Raw genomic sequence first — 23,028 nt, 5'->3', positions numbered from 1 at the left:
GTGTATTAAAGAGCGCGATGCAACGTCTGGAACAGGGTGACGTTGTCACCGAAACTCAGTCTGCGCCAGAATGGCGTGCTGCAGGGGGGAGGTGTTCATCCCACGCGCTACAAAACCATGCAGCCAAACCGGCGCTTGCTCAAGCACCTGACGAGCGGCGGATTCGGTGTCAAATTCAGCAAAGACACAGGCCCCTGTACCAGTCAGGCGCGACGGCGCGTATTCTAACAGCCAGGAAAGCACCGCATCAACCTCGCGAAAACGTTTTCTTGCGATATCCTCGCAATCGTTGCTGAATTCACAATTTAATAACGTTTCTATTGACCGAACCGGGGTATTTCTTTTGAGGTCTGGATCTTTAAAGATGACCGGGGTCGGAATGCTCACGCCAGGGTGGGCCACCAGATACCATTTTTCCGGTGGTTCAACCGGGGAGAGGATCTCACCCACGCCCTCGGCAAAGGCCGCATGACCGCGAACAAATACCGGGACATCCGCGCCCAGCGTCAAGCCTAAGGCTGCCAGCTCGTCCTGCGACAGCCCGCAACCCCAGAGGTGGTTCAGGGCAACCAGAACCGTGGCGGCGTTAGATGAGCCACCGCCCAGCCCACCGCCCATCGGCAGACGTTTCTCAATGCGGATGTCCGCACCGCTTCCTGCCGGCAATCGTCCGGCGTCGGCCGCGGCTTTCATCAGCAGACGCGCAGCGCGCACGATCAGGTTGTCTTCATGCGCTACGCCTTCGACCGGCGTCAGGAGGCAAATCTGCCCATCCTGGCGCAGTTCGATGGAGATCGTGTCGCCATAGTCAATAAACTGAAATAGCGTCTGAAGGGTGTGGTACCCGTCAGCACGCTGGCCAGTAATATATAAAAACAGGTTCAGTTTTGCCGGAGAGGGCCAGTGGGTCATCATTTAACGATCCAGTTGTCCATTTTCAGCTTGATGCGTTGGCTGCCCTGGGTCAGTTCCATATTTGATGGCAGCGACGGTTTACTCTTACTGTCATAGTCGTTGTACACCACTTTCCAGGTTTTGCCGTTCTGGGTGTAGCTCATCTGGCTCAAACGGTATTGCTCGTCAAGCGTGTAGTCAGTTGCTTCACCCGGCAGGCCAAGGATCCACTGGCGCAGGCTGTTGAGCGGGATAGGCATCCCGGTCAGCTTGCCAATCATCTCTTCGGCGTCGGTTGCGGTGTAGTGCTGGCCTTTGTTATCGGTGATCTGCGCTTCGCCCGGTTTCGCGATAAGCTCCAGTTCGGTGCTGCCCAGTGGGTTCAGCAGCAGCAGGCGATAGTTGTCCTGGCCCGTCTGCTGCCAAAAGAAGCGCGCATAAACCTTTTGTTCGTCAGAGAGATAGGCGAAGGCACCGCGGGTCTGGTACTGGCTCAAATTACGGACGTCCTGCTGGTGCTGACGCCACTGCGGTGAATCAGGGCTTTTGCCCGGGCCTTTTGGTTGGGTGACGGTACATGCGGTCAGAACCAGTGCCGCCAGCGGCAGCAGGCGAATCAGTCGGGTCATAATGAGGACAAATCCTTGAGATACGTTGCAGTTATAACTGTTAATGCTAGCGTCGAAGGGGGCTACCGTCTACGTTCAAATTATCTCAAAGCGTGGCGTAAGCTATTACTCCGAAAGGGGGCAGTCCCTTTTATTGATCTCGCGCATCCTGTATGATGCGTTCTGCTAACCTTATTAACGCTGGTACTACTCCCGCTCAACATGACCCTATTAGCACTCGGCATCAACCACAAAACGGCTCCGGTTTCGCTGCGAGAACGCGTTACGTTTTCGCCGGATACGCTTGACCTGGCGCTGGACAGCCTGCTTGCACAGCCGATGGTGCAGGGTGGCGTGGTGCTCTCGACGTGCAACCGTACCGAGCTGTATTTAAGCGTGGAAGAGCAGGATAACCTGCATGAAGCGCTGATCCGCTGGTTATGCGACTACCACAATCTCAATGAAGACGAGCTGCGCAACAGCCTGTACTGGCATCAGGACAACGATGCCGTCAGCCATCTGATGCGCGTCGCCAGCGGGCTGGATTCGCTGGTACTGGGCGAGCCACAAATTCTGGGTCAGGTGAAAAAAGCGTTTGCGGATTCGCAAAAAGGGCACCTGAAGGCCAGCGAGCTGGAGCGCATGTTCCAGAAGTCTTTCTCCGTGGCGAAGCGTGTGCGAACCGAAACCGACATTGGTGCCAGTGCGGTTTCTGTTGCTTTCGCGGCCTGCACCCTTGCACGCCAAATCTTTGAATCCCTCTCAACCGTCACCGTGATGCTGGTGGGTGCGGGCGAAACCATCGAACTTGTGGCGCGCCATCTGCGCGAGCATAAAGTGAAAAAGATGATTATCGCTAACCGCACCCGCGAACGCGCGCAGGTGCTGGCGGATGAAGTGGGTGCAGAGGTGGTTGCCCTGAGCGACATCGATGAACGTCTGAAAGAGGCGGACATTATTATTAGCTCGACCGCCAGCCCGCTGCCGATCATCGGTAAAGGGATGGTGGAGCGCGCGCTGAAGTCCCGCCGTAATCAGCCGATGCTGCTGGTGGATATCGCCGTTCCGCGCGATGTGGAGCCAGAAGTAGGCAAGCTGCCTAACGCCTACCTTTACAGCGTGGATGACCTGCAAAGCATCATTTCGCACAACCTCGCTCAGCGTAAAGCGGCGGCGGTTCAGGCGGAAACTATTGTCGAGCAGGAAACCAGTGAGTTTATGGCCTGGCTGCGCGCGCAAAGCGTCAGCGAGACCATCCGCGAGTACCGCGGACAGGCGGAGCAGGTGCGTGATGACCTGACTGCCAAAGCGTTAGCGGCCCTTGAACAGGGTGGCGACGCAAATGCGATTATGCAGGATCTGGCGTGGAAACTGACCAACCGACTGATCCATGCACCAACCAAATCTCTTCAGCAGGCTGCCCGTGACGGGGATGATGAACGCCTGACTATTCTGCGCAACAGCCTCGGGCTGGAATAGCGCCCTATACCCATTTTCTAAGACAAGGTGCACTTACGCCTATGAAGCCTTCTATCGTCGCTAAACTGGAAGCTCTGCACGAGCGCCATGAAGAAGTACAGGCGCTGCTCGGGGATGCCGGGACCATTGCGGACCAGGAACGTTTTCGCGCACTCTCACGTGAATACGCGCAGTTAAGTGATGTTTCTAAATGCTTTACCGACTGGCGACAGGTTCAGGAAGATATCGAAACCGCGCAGATGATGCTCGACGATCCTGAAATGCGCGAGATGGCGCAGGAAGAGTTACAGGATGCGAAAGCGCGTTCTGAAGAGATGGAGCAGCAGCTTCAGGTACTTCTGCTGCCGAAAGATCCGGACGATGAGCGTAACGCGTTTGTGGAAGTCCGCGCCGGTACCGGCGGTGACGAAGCGGCCCTGTTTGCCGGGGATCTGTTCCGCATGTACAGCCGCTACGCCGAATCGCGTCGCTGGCGCGTGGAGATCATGAGCGCCAACGAAGGCGAACATGGCGGCTACAAAGAGGTTATCGCTAAGATCAGCGGCGACGGTGTGTACGGTCGCCTTAAGTTTGAATCCGGCGGCCATCGCGTGCAGCGCGTGCCGGCCACCGAATCTCAGGGACGCATTCATACGTCAGCCTGTACGGTGGCGGTGATGCCGGAGCTGCCGGAAGCGGAACTGCCGGACATCAACCCGGCGGACCTGCGTATTGATACTTTCCGCTCCTCTGGCGCGGGTGGTCAGCACGTTAACACCACCGACTCCGCCATCCGTATTACCCACCTGCCAACCGGCATCGTCGTCGAATGTCAGGACGAGCGTTCGCAGCACAAAAACAAAGCCAAAGCGCTTTCCGTGCTGGGTGCACGTATTCATGCGGCAGAAATGGCGAAACGCCAGCAGGCGGAAGCATCTACGCGTCGTAACCTGCTGGGGAGCGGCGATCGCAGCGACCGTAACCGCACCTACAACTTCCCGCAGGGCCGCGTGACCGACCACCGCATCAACCTGACGCTGTATCGTCTGGACGAGGTGATGGAAGGGAAGCTGGATATGCTGATTGAGCCTATCGTGCAGGAATACCAGGCCGACCAGCTGGCGGCACTGTCCGAGCAGGAATAATGGATTTCCAGCGCTGGTTACGCCAGGCCACCGATGAGCTTTCAGAAAGTGAAAGCCCTAAGCGCGACGCCGAAATTTTGCTGGAGCACGTGACGGGCAAAGCCCGCACGTATCTGCTGGCCTTCGGCGAAACCGAACTGACCGCTGAGCAGGAAGTGCAACTCGCAGCGCTGCTCGCCCGCCGTAAAACCGGTGAGCCGGTGGCGCATCTGGTCGGCGAGCGCGAGTTCTGGTCGTTACCCTTGTTCGTCTCTGCAGCGACGCTGATCCCGCGTCCCGACACCGAGTGTCTGGTTGAGCAGGCGCTGGCGCGTTTACCAGCGGTGGCCTCCAGCATTCTCGATCTCGGGACGGGAACAGGTGCTATCGCGCTGGCGCTCGCCACCGAGCGGCCCGACTGCGCGGTGACGGCGGTGGATGTGATGCCCGATGCGGTGGCGCTGGCGCAGCGTAACGTGGAACGTCTCGGGCTCAGCAACGTGACGGTGCTGCAAAGCAGCTGGTTTGCCGCGCTGGAGAATCGTTCATTTGCGATGATTGTCAGCAATCCTCCTTACATCGACGAACACGACCCGCACCTTGCGCAGGGTGATGTTCGCTTCGAACCGCTCACGGCGCTCGTGGCCGCCAACGCGGGATTAGCCGATCTTGATCACATTGTGACAACGTCACGGGAACATTTACTTTCCGGCGGCTGGCTGCTCGTGGAGCATGGCTGGACGCAAGGAGAAGCCGTGCGGGCACTGTTTACGCAAGCAGGTTATGCCGCTGTCGAAACCTGCCGCGACTACGGCGGCAACGAACGCCTGACGCTGGGGCAGTGGTCTTGAGATCCGGATATCTGCCATTTACTGATAAAGGCGTAGGGCTGACTGAAACGCAGTTTGGCGTTATCATCTACATCGTTTTGAGTTTTATCGCGCCTGAGCGTCATTGTACGCTCAGGCGTTACTGGGGTAAGTCATGAGGTCCTTAGCCGATTTCGAATTTAATAAAGTGCCGCTTTGCGATGGCATGATCCTGATTTCGGAGATGATCCGCGACGATTTTACGTCGCAGTATGTCTACGATGAGCTGGAAAGCCTGGTTAGCCTGGCGCGCGAAGAGATCAATCAGGCGCGTCCACAGGACTGGCAGCTGGAGAAGCTGCTTGAGCTTTTCTACGGCGAATGGGGTTTCTGCGACACGCGTGGCGTGTACCGCCTGTCTGACGCATTATGGCTGGACCAGGTCTTAAAAAATCGTCAGGGTAGCGCGGTTGCGCTGGGCTCTATTTTGCTGTGGGTCGCGCACCGTCTGGATATTCCACTGGTGCCGGTCATTTTCCCGACGCAGATGATCCTGCGTGCAGAGTGGCTGGACGGTGAGATGTGGCTCATTAATCCGTTTAACGGCGACACGCTGGATGAGCATACGCTGGATGTCTGGTTGAAAGGCAATATCAGCCCGGTGGCCGAGCTCTTTAATGAAGATCTCGACGAAGCCGACAACGCAGAAGTCATCCGCAAGCTGCTGGATACGCTGAAATCCGCCCTGATGGAAGAGCGTCAGATGGAGCTGGCCCTGCGCGCCAGCGAAGTGCTGCTGCAGTTTAATCCGGAAGATCCGTACGAAATTCGCGACCGTGGGCTGATTTATGCCCAGCTTGACTGCGAGCACGTGGCGCTGAACGACCTGAACTATTTCGTCGAGCAGTGTCCGGAAGATCCGATCAGCGAAATGATCCGCGCGCAGATCAACGCGATCTCGCACAAACAAATTACACTGCATTAATCTTAATTCCGATTCACACCTGAATAAGGCGATCCTATGAAACAAAAAGTGGTTAGCATTGGTGATATCAAGGTAGCAAACGACCTGCCGTTCGTGCTGTTTGGCGGTATGAACGTGCTGGAATCCCGCGATCTCGCCATGCGTATCTGCGAACACTACGTGACCGTGACCCAGAAGCTGGGCATTCCGTACGTGTTTAAAGCCTCTTTTGACAAAGCCAACCGCTCCTCCATTCACTCTTACCGTGGCCCGGGCCTGGAAGAGGGGATGAAAATCTTCCAGGAGCTGAAACAGACGTTTGGCGTGAAAGTGATCACCGACGTGCATGAAGCCTCTCAGGCGCAGCCTGTGGCTGACGTGGTTGACGTGATTCAGCTCCCGGCGTTCCTGGCTCGCCAGACTGACCTGGTTGAAGCGATGGCGAAAACGGGCGCGGTGATCAACGTGAAAAAACCGCAGTTCGTGAGCCCAGGCCAGATGGGTAACATCGTCGATAAATTTATCGAAGGCGGCAACGACAAAATTATTCTGTGCGACCGTGGTGCTAACTTCGGTTACGACAACCTGGTTGTGGATATGCTCGGCTTCAGCGTGATGAAGAACGTCTCTAACCAGTCTCCGGTTATTTTCGACGTGACCCACGCGTTGCAGTGCCGTGACCCGTTCGGCGCTGCGTCTGGCGGCCGTCGTGCACAGGTGACTGAACTGGCGCGCGCCGGTATGGCGACCGGCCTGGCGGGCCTGTTCATTGAAGCGCACCCGGATCCGGACAACGCGAAATGCGACGGTCCATCCGCGCTGCCGCTGGACAAGCTGGAGCCGTTCCTGAAACAGATCAAAGCGATTGACGATCTGGTGAAGAACTTTGACGAGCTGGATACCAGCAAATAATAAAAAACCCGCTTCGGCGGGTTTTTTATTTGCCCGGCGGCGCTACGCTTGCGCGGGCCTACGGGTTTTGTAGGCCGGGTAAGCGCAGCGCCACCCGGCAAAAAGGCTACGCAAATATCGTCATCAGATACGCAATAAACAAGGCCATATGCGCCGCGCCGTTCAGCACGTTGGTGCGTCCCGTGGAAAACGAAATCTGGCACAGCAGCAATGATGCCACCATCACGATCATTTCCGGCGCGCCCAGCGCAAACTGCAGTTCGTTGCCCGTCATAAAGGCAATCAGCGTCACCACCGGTACGGTGAGTGAAATCGTCGCCAGTACAGAGCCGAAAAACAGGTTCATTGCACGCTGCACCTGATTGTTCAACACCGCTTTCAGCGCGCCGAGCCCTTCAGGCGAGAGAATCAGCAGCGCTACCAGGAAGCCGGTAAACGCCACAGGCGCGTTCAGCTCGGTTAACAGTGTCTCCAGCGGGTTAGCGTTCATCTTGGTGACGGCAATCACCGCAATCAGATGCACGATCAGCCAAACCGTATGCCACGTGCTGCTGTGGGCCGACGGCTTACCGTGGTGCGGGTCATCGTCGTCGCCATCGTCTTCATGCTCATACACAAACAGGCTCTGGTGCGTTTTAGTCTGTATCAACAGGAACACGCCGTACATGGCGGCGGAAATCAGTGCGACCAGCAGCGCCTGCCCGGTGGAGAAGTTCGCACCCGGCAGGGCCATCGGGAAGACCAGCACGATAATCGCCAGCGGGAAGAGCGCAATCAGATACTGTTTAATGCCAAACAGGTTCATATACTGGGTCGCGAATTTGCGTCCGCCCAGTAACAAAGAGAAGCCCACCAGGCCGCCCGTAACAATCATAATGATCGAGTAGAGCGTGTCGCGCATCAGCGTCGGCGCGGCATCACCGGTCGCCATAAGCGCGGAAATCAGGCTGACTTCGAGAATAACAACGGAAAGGCTGAGAATTAACGATCCGTACGGCTCGCCCAGACGGTGGGCTAACACGTCCGCATGGCGAACGACGCTAAATGCGCTGGTTAAAATGCCGACCAGAGCCAGAATATTGATACCAACCACCACTGGCAGTGACTGACTGCTTCCCCAGAAGAGCAGCACAGCCAGTGCCAGAACCGGGAAAATGAGTGACGACTCCTTGTGGCGGGTCTTTACCGCCTCGTGTGTTGCTGTCATGTGCTTCTCCATCAATGCAGGTGCTTGTAATTATAGATAGATTTTAGAGGTCGTTAAACTAACAGATCTCTGTTAAATACCCTTTATATTTTACTTAATTTTACCCTTTGTCATCATTTCTCTGTTTGAGGCTTATAATGAGATATTTTCATTTAATATATCTTAAATAACAGTAAATTATAATTCATATACATTCATAAATTAATGCCGGGTGGCACCCTGACGTATCGTCGTCCACACTTATCTCTTTAACCAAAAGAGAGGTTAGTGATGCCCTATAAAACGAAACGCGAATTACCTGATAACGTACAAAACGTGCTGCCCGCTCACGCGCAGGATATCTACAAAGAGGCGTTTAACAGCGCCTGGGATCAGTACAAAGATAAGGACGATCGCCGGGATGATGCCAGCCGTGAAGAGACGGCGCACAAAGTCGCCTGGGCCGCAGTAAAACATGAATATGAGAAAGGGGACGATGATAAATGGCATAAAAAGAAATAGCCGTGAAATTATTCGCTGCCTTCATTTTGACTTTTCAGGCGGTTGAACTTTCGTTGTATTGCAACTGGTCCGCTAATTGCTTATCGTTATTTAACTGCTGGCAAAATGACCAGCACATAATGCCGGGAAGGCGAATTACAGATGTCGCAAGGAAGCACGCAGTGGCGGAGGTGGAAAGTGTTAACGCGTGATTTCTTAATGAAGGCAGATTGTAAGACGGCATTTGGTGCTATTGAGGAATCGCTTCTCTGGTCGGCTGAACAACGTGCGGCGTCACTCGCTGCCACGCTTGCCTGCCGCCCGGATGACGGCCCGGTATGGATTTTTGGCTACGGTTCACTGATGTGGAACCCGGCTCTGGAATTTGTTGAATCAGCAACGGGAACGCTGCCTGGCTGGCATCGGGCATTTTGCCTGCGCCTGACGGCCGGGCGCGGCAGCGCGTGCCAGCCGGGACGGATGCTTGCACTGAAAGAGGGCGGACGCACCACGGGCGTGGCGTATCGCCTCCCGGACGCCACGCTGGAAGAGGAGCTCACGCTGCTTTGGAAGCGTGAAATGATCACCGGCTGCTATATGCCGAGCTGGTGCAAGCTGGAACTGGACGACGGCCGCACCGTCAATGCGCTGGTCTTTATTATGGACCCGCGCCATCCGCTGTATGAAGCGGACACCCGCACGCAGGTGATTGCCCCGTTAATTGCCGCCGCCAGCGGGCCGCTCGGCACCAACGCGCAGTATCTCTTCTCCCTCGATCAGGAGCTGACCCGCCTCGGCATGAAGGACGATTGTCTGAATGAGCTGGTGGTGAAAGTGAAGGCGCTGCTGGAAGGGAACCCGCTCAACGGTACGCTGCGACCGGGTTTTGCCTGATAATACGCCCGGCGAGCCGGGCGTTTGACTTTATGCTGCCACGTAGCTGACTGAATGCTCCAGCGACTGACTGTGGCTGTCAATCAGCACATCCCACGTGCCGGTATACGGCACGGTAAGCCAGGCTTTATCGTCCTGTACGGTCAGAATATCCGCCTGGGACTGTTTTTGTGCTTTCGAACTCATCAGATGAATACGACAGCGCTCTGAGCAACGCACCACTACCGTATCCCCGCCAAACAGTTTCAAACTTGTTTTTACCAGTGCCATTTTTTACCCCGTAGTCTTAAACAACGCTCTCCCTGCTGCCATATCCGAGCGTGATGTTGTTCACAATTCACTCATGGCATAACACCAAAGGGGGAGGGATGGGATGCTGATTTTGATCAAAAAATGGCATAACGATTAAACAAAAATGACAAAATTCCTCAAAATTTCCGCTGGCGCGCGTTTTCCCCGCTAAACGCGCGCCGGTAGAACATTAAATGCGGAAATGGCCGGCGGTTTCAGCAAGGTCGCCCGCCTGGCTCTGCAGGGCACCCGCGGCGGCGGCGGATTCCACCACCAGCTCGGCGTTCTGCTGCACCATGCGGTCGAGATGGGTCACCGCGTGGTTGATCTCGTGAATGCCTTTCATCTGCTCGCTGGTGGCGATGGAGATTTCGCGCATGATGCCGGAGACGCTGCCGATGCTGGAGCGGATCTCATCCATGCTTTCCCCTGCCAGATGCACGTAGCGGGAGCCGGTTGCCACGCTGTCGGTGGTGGAATCAATCAGCGATTTGATCTCTTTCGCCGCCTGGGCGCTACGGCTCGCCAGGTTACGCACTTCGCCTGCCACCACGGCAAACCCGCGACCCTGCTCACCGGCACGAGCCGCTTCTACTGAGGCGTTCAGCGCCAGAATGTTGGTCTGGAAAGCAATACCGTCAATCACGCTGGTGATATCGCCAATTTTTGCCGATGCGACTTCAATGGACTGCATGGTGCTGATCGCCTGCGATACCACCTCGCCACCGCGTGCAGCGGCCGCGGAGGCCTTGCTCGCCTGGTCGTTCGCTTCGGCTGCCGATTCATTCGACTGCGTCACGGAGGCGGTGATCTGCTCCACGGCGCTTGCCGTTTCGCGCAGGCTGGACGCCGCCTGCTCGGTACGCCCTGAGAGATCCTGGTTACCTGCGGCAATCTCCTGCGCGGCATTTTTCACCGATTCACTGGCATCGCGAAGCTGTACCATCACCACCGAGAGTTTATCGCTGAAGGCGTTAAAGGCCTGAGCAATCTGCGCGACTTCGTCCTCGCCGTTGTCCGGCAGACGCTGTGACAGATCGTTGGTCCCGTTGGCAATGTTGTGCATCGCGTCGCGAATATCAGACAGACGCTTTAGCAGGCGGGCAATCAGGAAATGGACGATGGCCGCGCTCAGCAGCGCCAGGATCACCAACGAAATCCCCGACGCTTTAAGCAGGGAACGCATACCGGAGGAGGCGTCACCGCTGTCGAGGGCGACGACCAGCAGCCAGTTCGTGCCCGGCACGGCTGTCGCCACGAAGGTTTTCTCTACGTCGTTAAGCGTTCCGTCAACCGGATTACCGCTTTTCAGCGCAGCAAAATCGATACCTTTGATGGTTTCAGCAAACGGTTTAAGCGTCAGGGCCGGATCGTTAGCCGCAATAACGCTGCCATCGCTGTTCAGAAGCAACCCGCTGCTGGCCGGGGTGGGATGGATCCCGCGCACGTTTGCCACCACGCTGTCCATGGCCACATCGCCCGCCACAACCCCTTTCAGGGTGCCATTTTCCTTCACCGGCACGGCGAAGGTCACCACCAGCTTACCGGTTCCGGCGTCAACGTAGGGCGCAGTGACAACCGGGCCGTCCGTGCTGACCACCTGCTGATACCACGGGCGAATGGTCGGGTCATAATCCGCCGGGACACCCGCAGGTTCAGAGAATTTCGCCGTTTTGCTGGCGTAGCCAACATAGACATTGGTGAATCCACCCGCCTGCGCAAGCTGTTTAAACACCGGAACCGGATCGTCACTCAGCGCAACGGTCTGCGCGGAGGCGATGACCGTCATCTTGCTTTTTACCCAGTCGGCAATCGCCATATTATGGCTGGCGCTGGTGCTGGTCAGGATATCGCGCTGGGACTGCTGGTTATCCTGGCGTGTGACCTGGAAGTTGATAACGGTATTCAGGAGAAGGGCGACGACCAGACAGCCTGCCGTCGCGACGATGATGCGTGCACGAATGGATCTGAACATAAGTGAAATACCTGCTGTGTTGTTTCCATGCCTATCGGCAACCCTGCAGGTAAACTTGATGCTGAAACCGCGTCCATAAGAAAATAATATTTTTACGGGTTTATTATTAAAAAGTTAATACTTTATCGGCGGACAGCGTCCACTCGGCCAGCTCAACCAGCGTACCAATTTCTACACCCTCAATCAGCGGCAGACCAGTAATGCCGCGTCCGTCGGTGCAGGTCTTGCACAGCTTCACCGGCACGTTTTGCGCGGTCAGGATCTCCAGCATCTGCTGAATGTTATAGCCCTCTGCGGGTTTCTGCCCCTTCAGCCCGGCGGTGACCGCGTCCGACATTAAAAAGAGGCGTAACGTCAGGTCGCTCTCTTTTTCACGCAGCGCAATGGCCAGGCGCAGGCTGTTAAAAAGGGATTCGCTACCGTAGGCCGCACCGCTGGCGACGATCACAATCTTTTGCATGTTGACTCCGGTTTTTATAAAGGCACGAATATTGCTTAACTATCCCGAGTTTCGCTGTTCTGGAGAGTAAGCATGACATTAATGGCTGGCATTTCGCCAGGTGCTGCCGAATGGCTCCAGCGCGCAAAGATGATGCGTAGGGAGCAGCTCAGCAAGCTGGCACAGCTGGGCGTGCTTGTGCATGGCATTAGTCAGCTGGTGCACATGTTACAGTGCGAGCGCGGGGCGTCCAACGTCTGGCTCTGCTCACAGGGTAAGCTTTACGCCCCGGAATGCAAAGCCAGCCGGGCGCTGGTGGATGAAAACCTCGCTGCACTTTACGGCATTCTTGAAGCACAGTCTCCGATCCCGGGAAGTACCGTTTGTGAACGCATCGGCGGGGCGTTGCTAAGCCTGGAAATGCTCCCCGCGCTGCGTGATGGTGTCATTCAGCAAACGGTAACCGCACCGCAGGCGATGGAGCACTACTCCCGCATGCTTCGTCATCTGCTCAGTATCGTGCCGCAGCTCAATGACAGCATTGACGATCCGCAAATCGCCGGGCGTTTTGTCGCTCTTTATAGCCTGATGCAGGGCAAAGAGCTGGCGGGACAGGAGCGGGCGCTGGGGGCAATTGGCTTCACGCAGGGCTTTTTCGATGATGTGACCCGCCAGAGGCTGGTTGACCGCATCGACGGCCAGCAGGCCTGCTTTGAGATCTTTCTCTCGCACAGCTCCGCTGACGCTCAGACCGCCTTTTCCCTGAACTGCCAGCCCGACCGTGAAACGGAGCAGCTGCGACGCGTGGCCTGTACCCGCCAGCCTGCCGCAGACGATGGCCATACTGCGCTGAGCTGGTTTGCCCTGCAAACCGCGCGCCTTGAACATCTGCGCGCGCTGGAGGAGACGATCATTGCCGATCTGATAGTCGAGGTGGACGATCGCATATACCGTGACGACGAGTACGCGCCTCCCGCCGATGAGCATGACGAGCCGCCTGTTCGCTACCCGGAAAAACCGTTGCTCACCCTGGTGCGCCAGCAGGCGCGCGAGATAGAGCAGCTCTCGCGCCAGCTCGCGTCGCTGCGCGATACGCTTGAAGAGCGCAAAACCATTGATAAAGCGAAAAGCGTGCTGATGACCCACCAGAATATGAGTGAGGAGCAGGCCTGGACGGCACTGCGCAAAATGGCGATGGACAAGAACCAGAGAATGGTAGATATCGCCCGCGCGCTGCTCATGGTAAAGAATCTTTGGCAGGTAACCCCAAAGGAGTAGTTGCACAATCAGCGGGCATGTTGTGCCTGATTGAGGTGCGTGAAGGCGAAAGCATTGTCGTTAGCACCGCGAAAACAGCGTGTTAAAACCTGGCATTCGCTTTGCATTATCTGATTAACCATTTTTGACGGTGCGCCAACGGCGGTGCATTAGTCTTCGGGATAAAGGCGTCCAGCGGTGCTTCGGCACTGTCGGGCGCTTTTTTTTGTCTTTTTTTCAGGAGTGGTCATGGCGGATTTGTCGAGACGACGGTTTTTGCAGGCCAGCATGCTGGCGAGTGGCGCAATGCTGTTACCGGGTGTCATGCAGGCCGCATGGGCGGCAGGCTCGGATAAGCCGGAGCAGGAAACGGTGCGCATCGGGTTTATCCCGCTAACCGACTGCGCGCCCGTGGTTATCGCGGCGCTGAAAGGGTTTGATAAAAAATACGGCATCACCATCGTGCCCACTAAAGAGGCGAGCTGGGCGGCGGTGCGCGATAAGCTGGTGGCGGGCGAGCTGGATGCCGCACACATTCTCTACGGTCTGCTGTACGGGCTGGAGCTGGGTATCGCCGGTAAGCCGCAGCAGATGGCGAACCTGATGACCCTTAACCAGAACGGCCAGGCGATTACCCTCTCAGGTGACCTGGCGGAGAAGGGCGTTCGCGACCTCGATGGGCTGAAAAAGCTGATTGGGCAGCAGGTGCCCGGCACGTACACCTTCGCGCACACCTTCCCGACGGGCACACACGCCATGTGGCTTTACTACTGGCTGGCCAGCGCGGGTATTAACCCGTTCGACGATGTTCGCACCGTGGTGGTACCGCCGCCGCAGATGGTGATGAACATGCGCATTGGCAACATGGTCGGCTTTTGCGTCGGCGAGCCGTGGAACGCGCGTGCCATCAACGACCGCATCGGTTTTACCGCCGCAACGTCGCAATCCATCTGGGCCGATCATCCGGAAAAAATCCTCGGTACGCGTCGCGAGTGGGTAGAGAAAAACCCTCACACCGCACGGGCGCTGGTCAGCGCGGTGCTGGAGGCGGCGCGCTGGATTGATGCTTCCCCGAAAAACAAACGCGAGACCGCGCTGATCCTCTCCCGCCGCGCGTGGCTGAATACCAAAGAGCAGTACCTCACCGGGCGGATGCTGGGCGAGTACGACAACGGTCTGGGCACGCGCTGGCAGGACGCCCACCCGATCCGCTTCTTTAACGAAGGGGCGGTCAGCTATCCGTATCTTTCCGATGGCATGTGGTTCTTAACCCAGTTCCGCCGCTGGGGCTTGCTTAAATCAGCGCCGGACTACGCGGGCATTGCACAGCGCATTAACCAGACGGCGGTCTGGCAGGATGCCGCCACGGCGGTGGGGGGCATTACCGCACCGGCGTCACCGCTGCGCAGCAGCACATTGATGGACGGCACCGTCTGGAACGGTACCGACCCGGAAGGATATGCCAACCGTTTCGCCATTCATCGTAAAGGGGCCTGATTATGCAGCATCTGCAAAAGACGAAATCACACGAGACGCCGGAGAGTGGGGAGGTGATTATTCTGCCTCCGGTGCAGATTCGCCGCCGTACGCCGACGTTCGCGCGCCGGATTAACGGGAGCCTTCAGCGCATCATTCCGGCGTTTCTGGGGCTGGGGCTGCTGGTCGTGCTCTGGCAGCTGGCTGCGATCAACAGCAAAGGATTCCCGACGCCGCTCAGCACCCTGGATTCGGCATTAACGTTGTTTGCCGATCCGTTTTACCGTGACGGACCCAACGACATGGGGATCGGCTGGAACGTGCTCGCCTCACTGCAGCGCGTGGCGGTGGGTTTTGGTCTGGCCGCACTCGCCGGGATCTCGCTCGGCTTCCTGATTGGTCGCTTCACCTTTTTCTCGCGCATGTTCAGCCCGCTCATCGCGCTGTTGCGTCCGGTCAGCCCGCTGGCCTGGCTGCCTATCGGCCTTCTGCTGTTCCAGAAAGCGGAACCGGCCTCCAGCTGGACCATTTTTATCTGCTCAATCTGGCCGATGGTGATCAACACCGCCGAAGGGGTACGCCGCATTCCGCAGGACTACCTTAACGTCGCGCGCGTGCTGCAGCTCTCTGAGTGGACCATCATGCGCCGCATTCTCTTTCCGGCCGTGCTGCCGGCGGTGCTGACCGGGGTGCGTCTGTCCATCGGCATTGCCTGGCTGGTGATTGTCGCCGCCGAGATGCTGACCGGAGGTTTAGGGATTGGCTTCTGGATCTGGAATGAGTGGAACAACCTCAACGTCGAAAACATTCTCATCGCCATCGTCATCATTGGCGTGGTCGGGTTACTGCTGGAGCAGGGGCTGATGCTGATCGCCCGCCGCTTTAGCTGGCAGGAAAAATAAGGAGCGAAGATGAAACCAATAATTCAGGTCCAGGCCGTGAGCCAGCGTTTTTCCACCGCCAGCGGTGAGTTTCTGGCGCTGCAGAACGTCTCTTTTGATATTCACGAAGGCGAAACCGTGAGCCTGATTGGCCACTCCGGCTGCGGCAAATCGACGCTGCTGAACCTTATCGCCGGCATTACTCTGCCGACGGAAGGCGGGCTGATTTGCGACAACCGGGAAATTGCCGGGCCAGGGCCGGAGCGTGCCGTGGTCTTTCAGAATCATTCGCTGCTGCCGTGGCTCACCTGCTTCGACAACGTTGCTCTGGCGGTGAATCACGTGTTTCGTCACACCATGAGCAAGGCGGAGCGCCGGGAGTGGATTGAACACAATCTCGATCGCGTGCAGATGGGGCACGCCATGCATAAGCGCCCGGGAGAGATCTCCGGCGGCATGAAACAGCGCGTCGGGATTGCCCGCGCGCTGGCGATGAAGCCGAAAGTGCTGCTGATGGATGAGCCGTTCGGCGCGCTGGATGCGCTGACGCGCGCCCATCTGCAGGACTCGGTGATGCAGATCCAGCAGGCGCTCAACACCACCATTGTGCTTATCACCCACGACGTGGACGAGGCGGTACTGCTCTCCGATCGCGTGCTGATGATGACCAACGGCCCGGCGGCGACCGTTGGGGAGATCCTGAACGTTGACCTGCCGCGCCCGCGTAACCGGGTGCAGCTGGCGGACGACAGCCGCTATCACCATCTGCGCCAGCAGATCCTGCATTTCCTCTATGAAAAACAGCCCAAAGCGGCGTAACGGGGCAGCCATGACGCGACTGATCGTTATCGGCAATGGGATGGCAGCAGCGCGGCTGATTGCTTCGCTGACGGAGCGTGCTCCCGGTCGCTTCGCGATTACCGTGCTGGGCGATGAGCCTGAACACGCGTACAACCGCATCCTGCTCTCTCCGGTGCTGGGCGGGGAAAAACAGGCAGAGCAGATCCGCCTGCAGGATGACGCCTGGTATGAGGCCCGGGGGATGACCGTGCAAAGGGGGGAAAAGGTGCTCGCGGTAGATGTGGCGAAGCGGCTGGTCCGTACAGCACAAACCACGCTGGCTTGGGATGAGCTGGTGTTTGCCACCGGTTCAACGCCCTTTGTGCCCCCCATCCCCGGAGGCGACGCATCTCATGTGTTTACCTTCCGACGGCTGGCGGATATCGATGCGATTCAGACTATCCCGGGCCCGGCGGTGGTGCTGGGCGGCGGCGTGCTCGGCGTTGAGGCTGCGGCGGCGCTCGCAAACCGTTGTGACAATGTCACGCTGGTACATCGCGGGGCGTGGCTGATGGAACAACAGCTGGATCGGAAGGCTGGCCTCCTGCTCGAGGAGGCGCTGACGGAGCGCGGAGTACGCTGCGCGCTGTCGTCCGGGATTGCGTCCATCGCAGCGGACTCGGTGACGTTATCTGACGGTAAGCGGGTTAGCGCCACCCGGGTGGTGCTGACGACAGGGGTACAGCCCAACATCTCACTGGCAAAAGCCAGCGGCATCCACTGCGCCCGCGGCATTGTCGTTAACCCGCAGATGCAGACCTCCGCTGCGAACGTCAGCGCCATTGGCGAATGCTGCGAGATCGATGGCCAGACCTTTGGCCTGGTCGCCCCCTGTCTGGCGCAGGCGGATATCCTCGCCGCCCGGCTGGCCGGTGAAGCCGTAGCGTCTTTTGCCCCAACGGACAGCGGGATGCGGCTCAAGGTGACGGGAATCGAACTGTTCACCGCCGGTCGCGCCACGGAACAGCCGGACGACGTGGTCTGGAGCGCATGGGATCCGCTGACGCGCCACTACCGACGCTTATTGATTCATCGCGGGGCGCTGGCTGGCGTGCTGCTGATGGGCGACTGCCGGAGCGCGGCGACATTTACCGATTTACTGGCAACGGCTGCGCCCGCCCACGCGGACTGGCTGTTCGATCGCTTCACTACGCAACCGCAGGTTGCAGGACAGAACGCTATGACAAAACCTACTTTGGTGGTGGTTGGACACGGTATGGTCGGCCATCATTTTCTCGAAGATTGCGTTAGCCGCAATTTGCATCAGCAGTATCAGATTGTTGTCTTTGGTGAGGAGCGCTATGCCGCTTATGACCGCGTGCATCTGTCGGAATATTTTGGCGGCCGCAGCGCGGAGTCGCTCTCGCTGGTGGAAGGGGATTTCTTTGCTGACAACGGCATTGAGCTGCGCCTGTCGCAGCAGATCGTCGTTATCGATCGCGATGCACGCGTGGTGCGCACCGCCAGCGGACATGAAACCCACTGGGACAAACTGGTGCTGGCGACCGGCTCATACCCGTTTGTGCCGCCCGTACCGGGCAACGATTTACCGGGCTGCTTTGTCTACCGCACCCTTGACGATCTGGACGCGATTGCGGCCCATGCGGCAGGCTCCCGCCGCGGCGTGGTGATTGGCGGTGGGTTGCTCGGGCTGGAAGCGGCCAACGCCCTGAAACAGCTGGGCCTGGAAACCCACGTGGTGGAGTTTGCTCCCAATCTGATGGCGGTCCAGCTCGACGGCGACGGCGCGGCGATGCTGCGCAAGAAAATCGAGGCGCTGGGGGTCGGCGTGCACACCAGTAAAGCGACGACGGAGATCGCCATCGCGGACGGCGGGCTGGTGCTGCGCTTCGCCGACGGCGAACAGCTGGAAACGGACATGGTGGTCTTTTCTGCGGGTATTCGTCCCCAGGACGCGCTGGCGCGCAGCAGCGGGCTGGCTATCGGCGAGCGCGGCGGGGTCTGCATTGACGACGGCTGTCGTACCTCCGATCCGGACGTGCTTGCCATAGGCGAATGCGCGCTGTGGGAGGGGAAAATCTTCGGACTGGTCGCGCCCGGCTATCAGATGGCGCGGGTGGCCGCCGCCGCGCTGGCGGGTGAGGATAAAACCTTCACTGGTGCGGATATGAGCACCAAACTCAAGCTGCTGGGCGTGGACGTGGCCTCGTTCGGTGACGCTCACGGGCGCACGCCGGGCGCGCTGAGCTACCAGTGGACGCACGGCCCGCAGCAAATCTACAAGAAAATGGTGGTGAGCCACGACGGAAAAACGCTGTTGGGCGGCGTGCTGGTGGGCGATGCCAGCGAATACGCCACGCTGGTGCAGATGATGCTCAACGGGATTGCCCTGCCAAAAGAGCCGGAGACGCTGATTTTACCCGCATCGTCAGGCAGCGCGCCAAAAGCGCTCGGCGTGGCGGCGCTGCCGGAAAGCGCGCAAATCTGCTCTTGCCATAACGTCAGCAAAGGCGATATCTGCCAGGCGGTGAGCGCCGGCGCGACCGACATCGGCGCCATCAAGCAGTGCACCAAAGCGGCAACCGGCTGCGGCGGGTGTAGCGCGCTGGTGAAGCAGGTGATGGAGTTCCAGCTTGCCGAGCAGGGCGTGGAGGTGAAAAAGGATATCTGTGAACACTTCCCGTACTCGCGTCAGGAGATTTACCACCTGGTGCGCGTTAACCATATTCGCACTTTCGAACAGCTGATTAGCCGCTACGGGCAGGGGCACGGATGTGAGATCTGCAAGCCGCTGGTGGGGTCGGTGCTGGCCTCGTGCTGGAATGAATACCTGCTGAAACCGTCACACCTGCCGCTGCAGGACACCAACGACCGCTATTTTGCCAACATCCAGAAGGACGGCACTTACTCCATCGTGCCGCGGATGCCGGCGGGGGAAGTGACGGCAGACGGGCTGATTGCTATCGGCCAGATTGCGAAACGCTACAGCCTTTACAGCAAAATCACCGGCGGCCAGCGTATCGACCTCTTCGGTGCCACCCTTGAGCAGCTGCCGGAGATCTGGCAGGCGCTGGTGGAGGCCGGGTTTGAAACCGGGCATGCTTACGGGAAATCCCTGCGCACGGTGAAATCCTGCGTCGGGTCGACGTGGTGTCGCTACGGCGTGCAGGACTCCACCGGCCTCGCGGTCAGGCTGGAGCACCGCTACAAGGGCCTGCGTGCGCCGCACAAAATCAAAATGGCCGTCTCAGGCTGTACCCGCGAATGCGCCGAGGCGCAGAGTAAAGACGTCGGGGTCATCGCCACGGACAAAGGCTGGAACCTCTATCTGTGCGGCAACGGCGGCATGAAGCCGCGCCATGCGGATCTCTTCGCCAGCGATCTCGATGATGAAACGCTGATCCGCACCGTTGACCGTTTCCTGATGTTTTACATCCGCACGGCGGATCGCCTGCAGCGCACCAGCACCTGGATGGATAACCTGGAAGGAGGTCTCGACTATCTGCGGGAGGTGATCCTCAACGACAGCCTGGGCATCGCCCATGAGCTGGAGCAGGAGATGGCTCGGGTGGTGGAAACCTACCAGTGCGAATGGCAGACCACGCTTAACGATCCGAACCGTCTGGCGCTATTCCGCACTGCCGTGAATGACGCCGCAGCGGATCACAATAAGCGCTGGCAGGAAATGTGCGGCATCGACGACATCCCCGAGCAGGCGGGCATTGGCGCGCGGCTTGGGCGTAAGCCGATTGCGCTGTTCCGCTTTGGTGAGTTCGTTTACGCCCTCGACGATCGGGAGCCCGGCAGCAGCGCGAACGTGCTTTCCCGCGGCATTCTTGGCGATGCGGCGGGGGAGCCGGTGGTGATCTCCCCGCTCTATAAACAGCGCATTCGCCTGCGCGACGGCTGTCAGGCGGATAACGGCGAACCTGCGGTGCGCGCCTGGCCGGTAAAAATTGAAGACGGCAAAGTGTGGGTCGGAAACGACGCCCTGGTGATGCGTGCGGAGGCCTCATGACGGAAACCCGGACAACGTGCCCCTACTGCGGGGTCGGCTGCGGCGTGGTCGCCCGCGTGGAAGGTGAAATGGTTAGCGTTCGGGGGGATGAAACCCACCCGGCGAATGCTGGACGACTGTGCGTGAAAGGGGCTGCCCTGGGGGAAACGACGGGCCTGCAGGGGCGATTGCTGCACCCCGTTGTTGACGGTGTTGAGGTGGGCTGGGCGCAGGCGCTGGGGACGGCAGGTGAACGGTTGCGGGACATCATCGACGCTTATGGGCCGCAGGCGGTGGCGTTTTACGCGTCCGGGCAATTGCTGACCGAGGACTACTACGCCGCCAATAAGCTGATGAAAGGGTTTATCGGCGCGGCGAACATTGATACCAACTCCCGGCTTTGCATGTCGTCGGCGGTCGTCGGCTATAAACGCGCCTTCGGTGAAGACGTCGTGCCGTGCAGCTACGAGGATGTAGAAAACAGCGATCTGGTGGTGCTGGTTGGCTCAAATGCGGCCTGGACGCATCCGGTGCTGTATCAGCGGCTGGTGCAGGCAAAGCACAACAATCCGGAGATGAAAGTGGTGGTCATCGACCCGCGCAGAACCGCCACCTGCTATATTGCCGACCTGCATCTGGCGCTTGCGCCGGGGAGCGATGCCGGATTATTTGTCGGCCTGCTGAACCTGATTCAGGGAACGGATGAGTGGCCCGTTGAGCGCGTGGCGGCATTTTGCGGTCTTTTGCCGCAGGATATTGGCACCTTTTACGACTGGTTTATGACGGCACCCCGGGCCATCACGCTCTACACCATGGGGATCAACCAGTCCTCCAGCGGCAGCGACAAATGCAGCGCCATCATTAACGTTCACCTTGCCAGCGGCAAATTTAACCGTCCGGGCTGCGGCCCGTTTTCGCTGACCGGACAGCCTAACGCGATGGGCGGAAGGGAAGTGGGCGGGCTGGCAAATCAGCTGGCGGCGCACATGAACTTTGAGCCGGACGATCTTTCGCGGGTGGCACGTTTCTGGGGAACGGAACGGCTTGCGCAAACCCCGGGGCTGATGGCGGTGGAGCTGTTTGACGCCATCGCCCGCGGCGAGGTGAAGGCGGTGTGGATCATGGGCACCAACCCTGCCGTCTCGCTGCCGGACAGTCACGCGGTGTGTCAGGCGCTGGCAGGCTGCCCGCTGGTGATTGTCTCTGAGGTGATGAACGACACCGACACCGGCCGGTTTGCCCATATTCGCTTCCCGGCGCTGGGCTGGGGGGAGAAGGACGGCACGGTCACTAACTCGGAACGGCGCATTTCGCGCCAGCGCGCGTTTCTGCCAGCGCCGGGAGAAGCGAAGCCGGACTGGTGGATCGTCGCGCAGGTGGCAAAGCAGCTGGGCTACAGCGACGCGTTTGCCTGGCAACATCCGCACGAGATTTTTTGCGAGCATGCAGCGCTGACGGCCTTTGAAAATGACGGCGCGCGGGCGCTAAACCTTCATGACCTGGCTGCGCTGACCCGTGAGGAGTGGCAGCAGCTTGAGCCTTATCAGTGGCCGACGGGGGATTTTCCGTGCCGAAATATCGTCATCGTTAACCCTCTGTCGCACGGTGCGACGGTCAGCGCATTATACCCGCTGATTCTCAACACCGGGCGCATTCGCGATCAGTGGCACACCATGACCCGAACGGGATACGTGGCCAGACTGATGCAGCATATCGCCGAGCCGTTTGTTGAGGTTTGCCCCGCAGACGCTGTTCGGTTTTCCCTGTGCGACGACCAGCTGGCGCGCATCAGCTCGCCGCGCGGCGTCATGGTGGCAAGAGTGCGCGTCAGCGACGGACAGCGTGAAGGAGAGGTTTTTGCCCCGATGCACTGGAACGCCGAGTTTGCCCGCCAGGGAAAGGTGAATGCGCTCGTGGAAGGGCGCTGCGATCCGGTGTCGGGCCAGCCGGAGAGTAAACAAACCGCCGTCAGAATCATGCCCTGGCAGCCCGCCTGGCAGGGAGAGCTCTATGCCCGCGAAGGGCTGGTAATGCCCGCTTCGGTTTACTGGTGGCGTAAAGCGTCACACCTGACGGTGGCGGGCGATAAACCGCTGCTGTCGTGGATTATGGATTACGCCAGCGGCCGGGGCTGGCAGCTGCAGGTTGCTCAAACCGATAAACGTAGCAGCGTGCTGGCCTGGCATGAAGGCCAGCTGATGCTGGGTTTCTGGGAGGGCACCGCGTTACCGGCGCTGGCGCATACGGTGATAGAAGCAGCTTTTCAATCGCCGCCCTCAACGCCTGCTGCGCGCCATGCGCTGCTGAACGGGCAGGGCACCGACAAGGCGGCGGATCCGGGACGCATTGTCTGTAGCTGTTTCAGCGTCGGGGAAAACGCGATACGGGAAGCGATTGCCGGAGGGTGTGATTCCGTCTCCAAGCTGGGCGCGCAGTTACGCTGCGGAACCAACTGCGGTTCGTGCGTGCCGGAGCTCAAAACAATGTTTCAGGAAATTCCGGAAAATTCCCCGTAAAGCTGCAAATACGGAGAAATCGCGTTAAGGTACTTGGTGTTCTTA

At 58.7% G+C, this 23,028-nt stretch carries 19 protein-coding genes and 1 pseudogene; 14 read left to right on the top strand and 6 right to left on the bottom strand.

What is annotated here, in order from left to right; translation table 11 throughout:
• Positions 1-45: 45 nt before the first annotated feature.
• Both ispE and lolB read right to left on the bottom strand, forming a co-directional pair.
• The gene (ispE, locus tag PYW49_RS04835) at positions 46-915 is read right to left on the bottom strand and encodes a 4-(cytidine 5'-diphospho)-2-C-methyl-D-erythritol kinase (protein ID WP_134350587.1); all 870 of its coding nucleotides are present in this window, start codon (positions 913-915) and stop codon (positions 46-48) included.
• A complete protein-coding gene (gene lolB, locus PYW49_RS04830; RefSeq protein ID WP_264437751.1) occupies positions 912-1,523 on the bottom strand; it encodes a lipoprotein insertase outer membrane protein LolB in 612 nt (203 codons plus the stop codon). Before lolB ends, ispE begins: the two co-directional genes overlap by 4 nt.
• A 201-nt stretch (positions 1,524-1,724) precedes the next feature.
• Between lolB and hemA the strand changes: the two genes are divergently transcribed.
• The 6 genes and pseudogenes from hemA to kdsA all read left to right on the top strand — a co-directional run bounded on the left by hemA (position 1,725) and on the right by kdsA (position 6,769).
• Positions 1,725-2,981 (top strand): glutamyl-tRNA reductase, encoded by a 1,257-nt coding sequence (hemA, locus tag PYW49_RS04825; protein ID WP_023335999.1) that lies wholly within the window; start codon positions 1,725-1,727, stop codon positions 2,979-2,981.
• Between the two features lie 41 nt (positions 2,982-3,022).
• On the top strand, positions 3,023-4,105 hold the full coding sequence (prfA, locus tag PYW49_RS04820) for a peptide chain release factor 1 (protein WP_021240360.1): 1,083 nt from the start codon (positions 3,023-3,025) through the stop codon (positions 4,103-4,105).
• Positions 4,105-4,935 carry a peptide chain release factor N(5)-glutamine methyltransferase gene (gene prmC, locus PYW49_RS04815; protein ID WP_320385820.1) on the top strand — a complete coding sequence of 277 codons (831 nt, stop codon included), beginning with the start codon at positions 4,105-4,107 and terminating at the stop codon, positions 4,933-4,935. Before prfA ends, prmC begins: the two co-directional genes overlap by 1 nt.
• A pseudogene (locus PYW49_RS04810) lies at positions 4,935-5,027 on the top strand (siroheme synthase); the annotation flags it as partial. The gene prmC and the pseudogene PYW49_RS04810, both read left to right, overlap by 1 nt.
• Before the next feature lie 41 nt (positions 5,028-5,068).
• On the top strand, positions 5,069-5,878 hold the full coding sequence (gene sirB1 / locus PYW49_RS04805) for an invasion regulator SirB1 (RefSeq protein WP_047348217.1): 810 nt from the start codon (positions 5,069-5,071) through the stop codon (positions 5,876-5,878).
• 36 nt (positions 5,879-5,914) lie between these two features.
• A complete protein-coding gene (gene kdsA / locus PYW49_RS04800) occupies positions 5,915-6,769 on the top strand; it encodes a 3-deoxy-8-phosphooctulonate synthase (protein ID WP_134350583.1) in 855 nt (284 codons plus the stop codon).
• Positions 6,770-6,875: 106 nt separating this feature from the next.
• Here the strand turns inward: kdsA and chaA are convergent, their stop codons facing one another.
• Positions 6,876-7,976 (bottom strand): sodium-potassium/proton antiporter ChaA, encoded by a 1,101-nt coding sequence (gene chaA, locus PYW49_RS04795; protein WP_134350582.1) that lies wholly within the window; start codon positions 7,974-7,976, stop codon positions 6,876-6,878.
• A gap of 270 nt (positions 7,977-8,246) precedes the next feature.
• Between chaA and chaB the strand changes: the two genes are divergently transcribed.
• Both chaB and PYW49_RS04785 read left to right on the top strand, forming a co-directional pair.
• Entirely contained in the window at positions 8,247-8,477 is a 231-nt protein-coding gene (gene chaB / locus PYW49_RS04790; RefSeq protein WP_008499518.1) for a putative cation transport regulator ChaB, read from the top strand.
• 177 nt (positions 8,478-8,654) lie between these two features.
• On the top strand, positions 8,655-9,350 hold the full coding sequence (locus PYW49_RS04785; protein WP_023344362.1) for a gamma-glutamylcyclotransferase: 696 nt from the start codon (positions 8,655-8,657) through the stop codon (positions 9,348-9,350).
• 30 nt (positions 9,351-9,380) lie between these two features.
• Here PYW49_RS04785 and PYW49_RS04780 read toward each other — a convergent pair whose 3' ends face one another.
• The 3 genes from PYW49_RS04780 to PYW49_RS04770 all read right to left on the bottom strand — a co-directional run bounded on the left by PYW49_RS04780 (position 9,381) and on the right by PYW49_RS04770 (position 12,076).
• On the bottom strand, positions 9,381-9,620 hold the full coding sequence (locus PYW49_RS04780) for a DUF1883 domain-containing protein (protein WP_010432930.1): 240 nt from the start codon (positions 9,618-9,620) through the stop codon (positions 9,381-9,383).
• Positions 9,621-9,831: 211 nt separating this feature from the next.
• Entirely contained in the window at positions 9,832-11,616 is a 1,785-nt protein-coding gene (locus PYW49_RS04775; protein WP_320385819.1) for a methyl-accepting chemotaxis protein, read from the bottom strand.
• 106 nt (positions 11,617-11,722) lie between these two features.
• Positions 11,723-12,076 (bottom strand): DsrE/DsrF/TusD sulfur relay family protein, encoded by a 354-nt coding sequence (locus PYW49_RS04770; protein ID WP_320385818.1) that lies wholly within the window; start codon positions 12,074-12,076, stop codon positions 11,723-11,725.
• Positions 12,077-12,148: 72 nt separating this feature from the next.
• On the opposite strand from PYW49_RS04770, the gene nasR reads away from it, so the two are divergent.
• From nasR to PYW49_RS04740, 6 genes are all read left to right on the top strand, one after another.
• A complete protein-coding gene (nasR, locus tag PYW49_RS04765) occupies positions 12,149-13,333 on the top strand; it encodes a nitrate regulatory protein NasR (protein ID WP_320385817.1) in 1,185 nt (394 codons plus the stop codon).
• Between the two features lie 228 nt (positions 13,334-13,561).
• Positions 13,562-14,809, top strand: a complete 1,248-nt coding sequence (locus PYW49_RS04760) for a CmpA/NrtA family ABC transporter substrate-binding protein (protein WP_320385816.1) — start codon at positions 13,562-13,564, stop codon at positions 14,807-14,809.
• 2 nt (positions 14,810-14,811) lie between these two features.
• Positions 14,812-15,690: a nitrate ABC transporter permease gene (gene ntrB, locus PYW49_RS04755; RefSeq protein WP_320385815.1), complete on the top strand. Its 879-nt coding sequence runs from the start codon at positions 14,812-14,814 to the stop codon at positions 15,688-15,690.
• A 9-nt stretch (positions 15,691-15,699) separates the two neighbouring features.
• Positions 15,700-16,488 (top strand): ABC transporter ATP-binding protein, encoded by a 789-nt coding sequence (locus PYW49_RS04750; protein ID WP_047348225.1) that lies wholly within the window; start codon positions 15,700-15,702, stop codon positions 16,486-16,488.
• 10 nt (positions 16,489-16,498) lie between these two features.
• Positions 16,499-20,488 (top strand): nitrite reductase large subunit NirB, encoded by a 3,990-nt coding sequence (nirB, locus tag PYW49_RS04745; RefSeq protein WP_320385814.1) that lies wholly within the window; start codon positions 16,499-16,501, stop codon positions 20,486-20,488.
• Positions 20,485-22,983, top strand: a complete 2,499-nt coding sequence (locus PYW49_RS04740; RefSeq protein ID WP_320385813.1) for a nitrate reductase — start codon at positions 20,485-20,487, stop codon at positions 22,981-22,983. Before nirB ends, PYW49_RS04740 begins: the two co-directional genes overlap by 4 nt.
• Positions 22,984-23,028: the final 45 nt, after the last annotated feature.

It is taken from the genome of Enterobacter chinensis (genome assembly GCF_034008295.1).
Lineage (GTDB): Bacteria > Pseudomonadota > Gammaproteobacteria > Enterobacterales > Enterobacteriaceae > Enterobacter > Enterobacter chinensis.
This window is presented reverse-complemented; position numbering and strand designations above follow the sequence as displayed.

Excerpts from the sequence above, each read along its gene's own strand:
- ispE (WP_134350587.1), bottom strand. The coding sequence starts at position 915 with ATGATGACCCACTGGCCCTCTCCGGCAAAACTGAACCTGTTTTTATAT.
- lolB (WP_264437751.1), bottom strand. The coding sequence starts at position 1,523 with ATGACCCGACTGATTCGCCTGCTGCCGCTGGCGGCACTGGTTCTGACC.
- hemA (WP_023335999.1), top strand. The coding sequence starts at position 1,725 with ATGACCCTATTAGCACTCGGCATCAACCACAAAACGGCTCCGGTTTCG.
- prfA (WP_021240360.1), top strand. The coding sequence starts at position 3,023 with ATGAAGCCTTCTATCGTCGCTAAACTGGAAGCTCTGCACGAGCGCCAT.
- prmC (WP_320385820.1), top strand. The coding sequence starts at position 4,105 with ATGGATTTCCAGCGCTGGTTACGCCAGGCCACCGATGAGCTTTCAGAA.
- sirB1 (WP_047348217.1), top strand. The coding sequence starts at position 5,069 with ATGAGGTCCTTAGCCGATTTCGAATTTAATAAAGTGCCGCTTTGCGAT.
- kdsA (WP_134350583.1), top strand. The coding sequence starts at position 5,915 with ATGAAACAAAAAGTGGTTAGCATTGGTGATATCAAGGTAGCAAACGAC.
- chaA (WP_134350582.1), bottom strand. The coding sequence starts at position 7,976 with ATGACAGCAACACACGAGGCGGTAAAGACCCGCCACAAGGAGTCGTCA.
- chaB (WP_008499518.1), top strand. The coding sequence starts at position 8,247 with ATGCCCTATAAAACGAAACGCGAATTACCTGATAACGTACAAAACGTG.
- PYW49_RS04780 (WP_010432930.1), bottom strand. The coding sequence starts at position 9,620 with ATGGCACTGGTAAAAACAAGTTTGAAACTGTTTGGCGGGGATACGGTA.
- PYW49_RS04775 (WP_320385819.1), bottom strand. The coding sequence starts at position 11,616 with ATGTTCAGATCCATTCGTGCACGCATCATCGTCGCGACGGCAGGCTGT.
- PYW49_RS04770 (WP_320385818.1), bottom strand. The coding sequence starts at position 12,076 with ATGCAAAAGATTGTGATCGTCGCCAGCGGTGCGGCCTACGGTAGCGAA.
- nasR (WP_320385817.1), top strand. The coding sequence starts at position 12,149 with ATGACATTAATGGCTGGCATTTCGCCAGGTGCTGCCGAATGGCTCCAG.
- PYW49_RS04760 (WP_320385816.1), top strand. The coding sequence starts at position 13,562 with ATGGCGGATTTGTCGAGACGACGGTTTTTGCAGGCCAGCATGCTGGCG.
- ntrB (WP_320385815.1), top strand. The coding sequence starts at position 14,812 with ATGCAGCATCTGCAAAAGACGAAATCACACGAGACGCCGGAGAGTGGG.
- PYW49_RS04750 (WP_047348225.1), top strand. The coding sequence starts at position 15,700 with ATGAAACCAATAATTCAGGTCCAGGCCGTGAGCCAGCGTTTTTCCACC.
- nirB (WP_320385814.1), top strand. The coding sequence starts at position 16,499 with ATGACGCGACTGATCGTTATCGGCAATGGGATGGCAGCAGCGCGGCTG.
- PYW49_RS04740 (WP_320385813.1), top strand. The coding sequence starts at position 20,485 with ATGACGGAAACCCGGACAACGTGCCCCTACTGCGGGGTCGGCTGCGGC.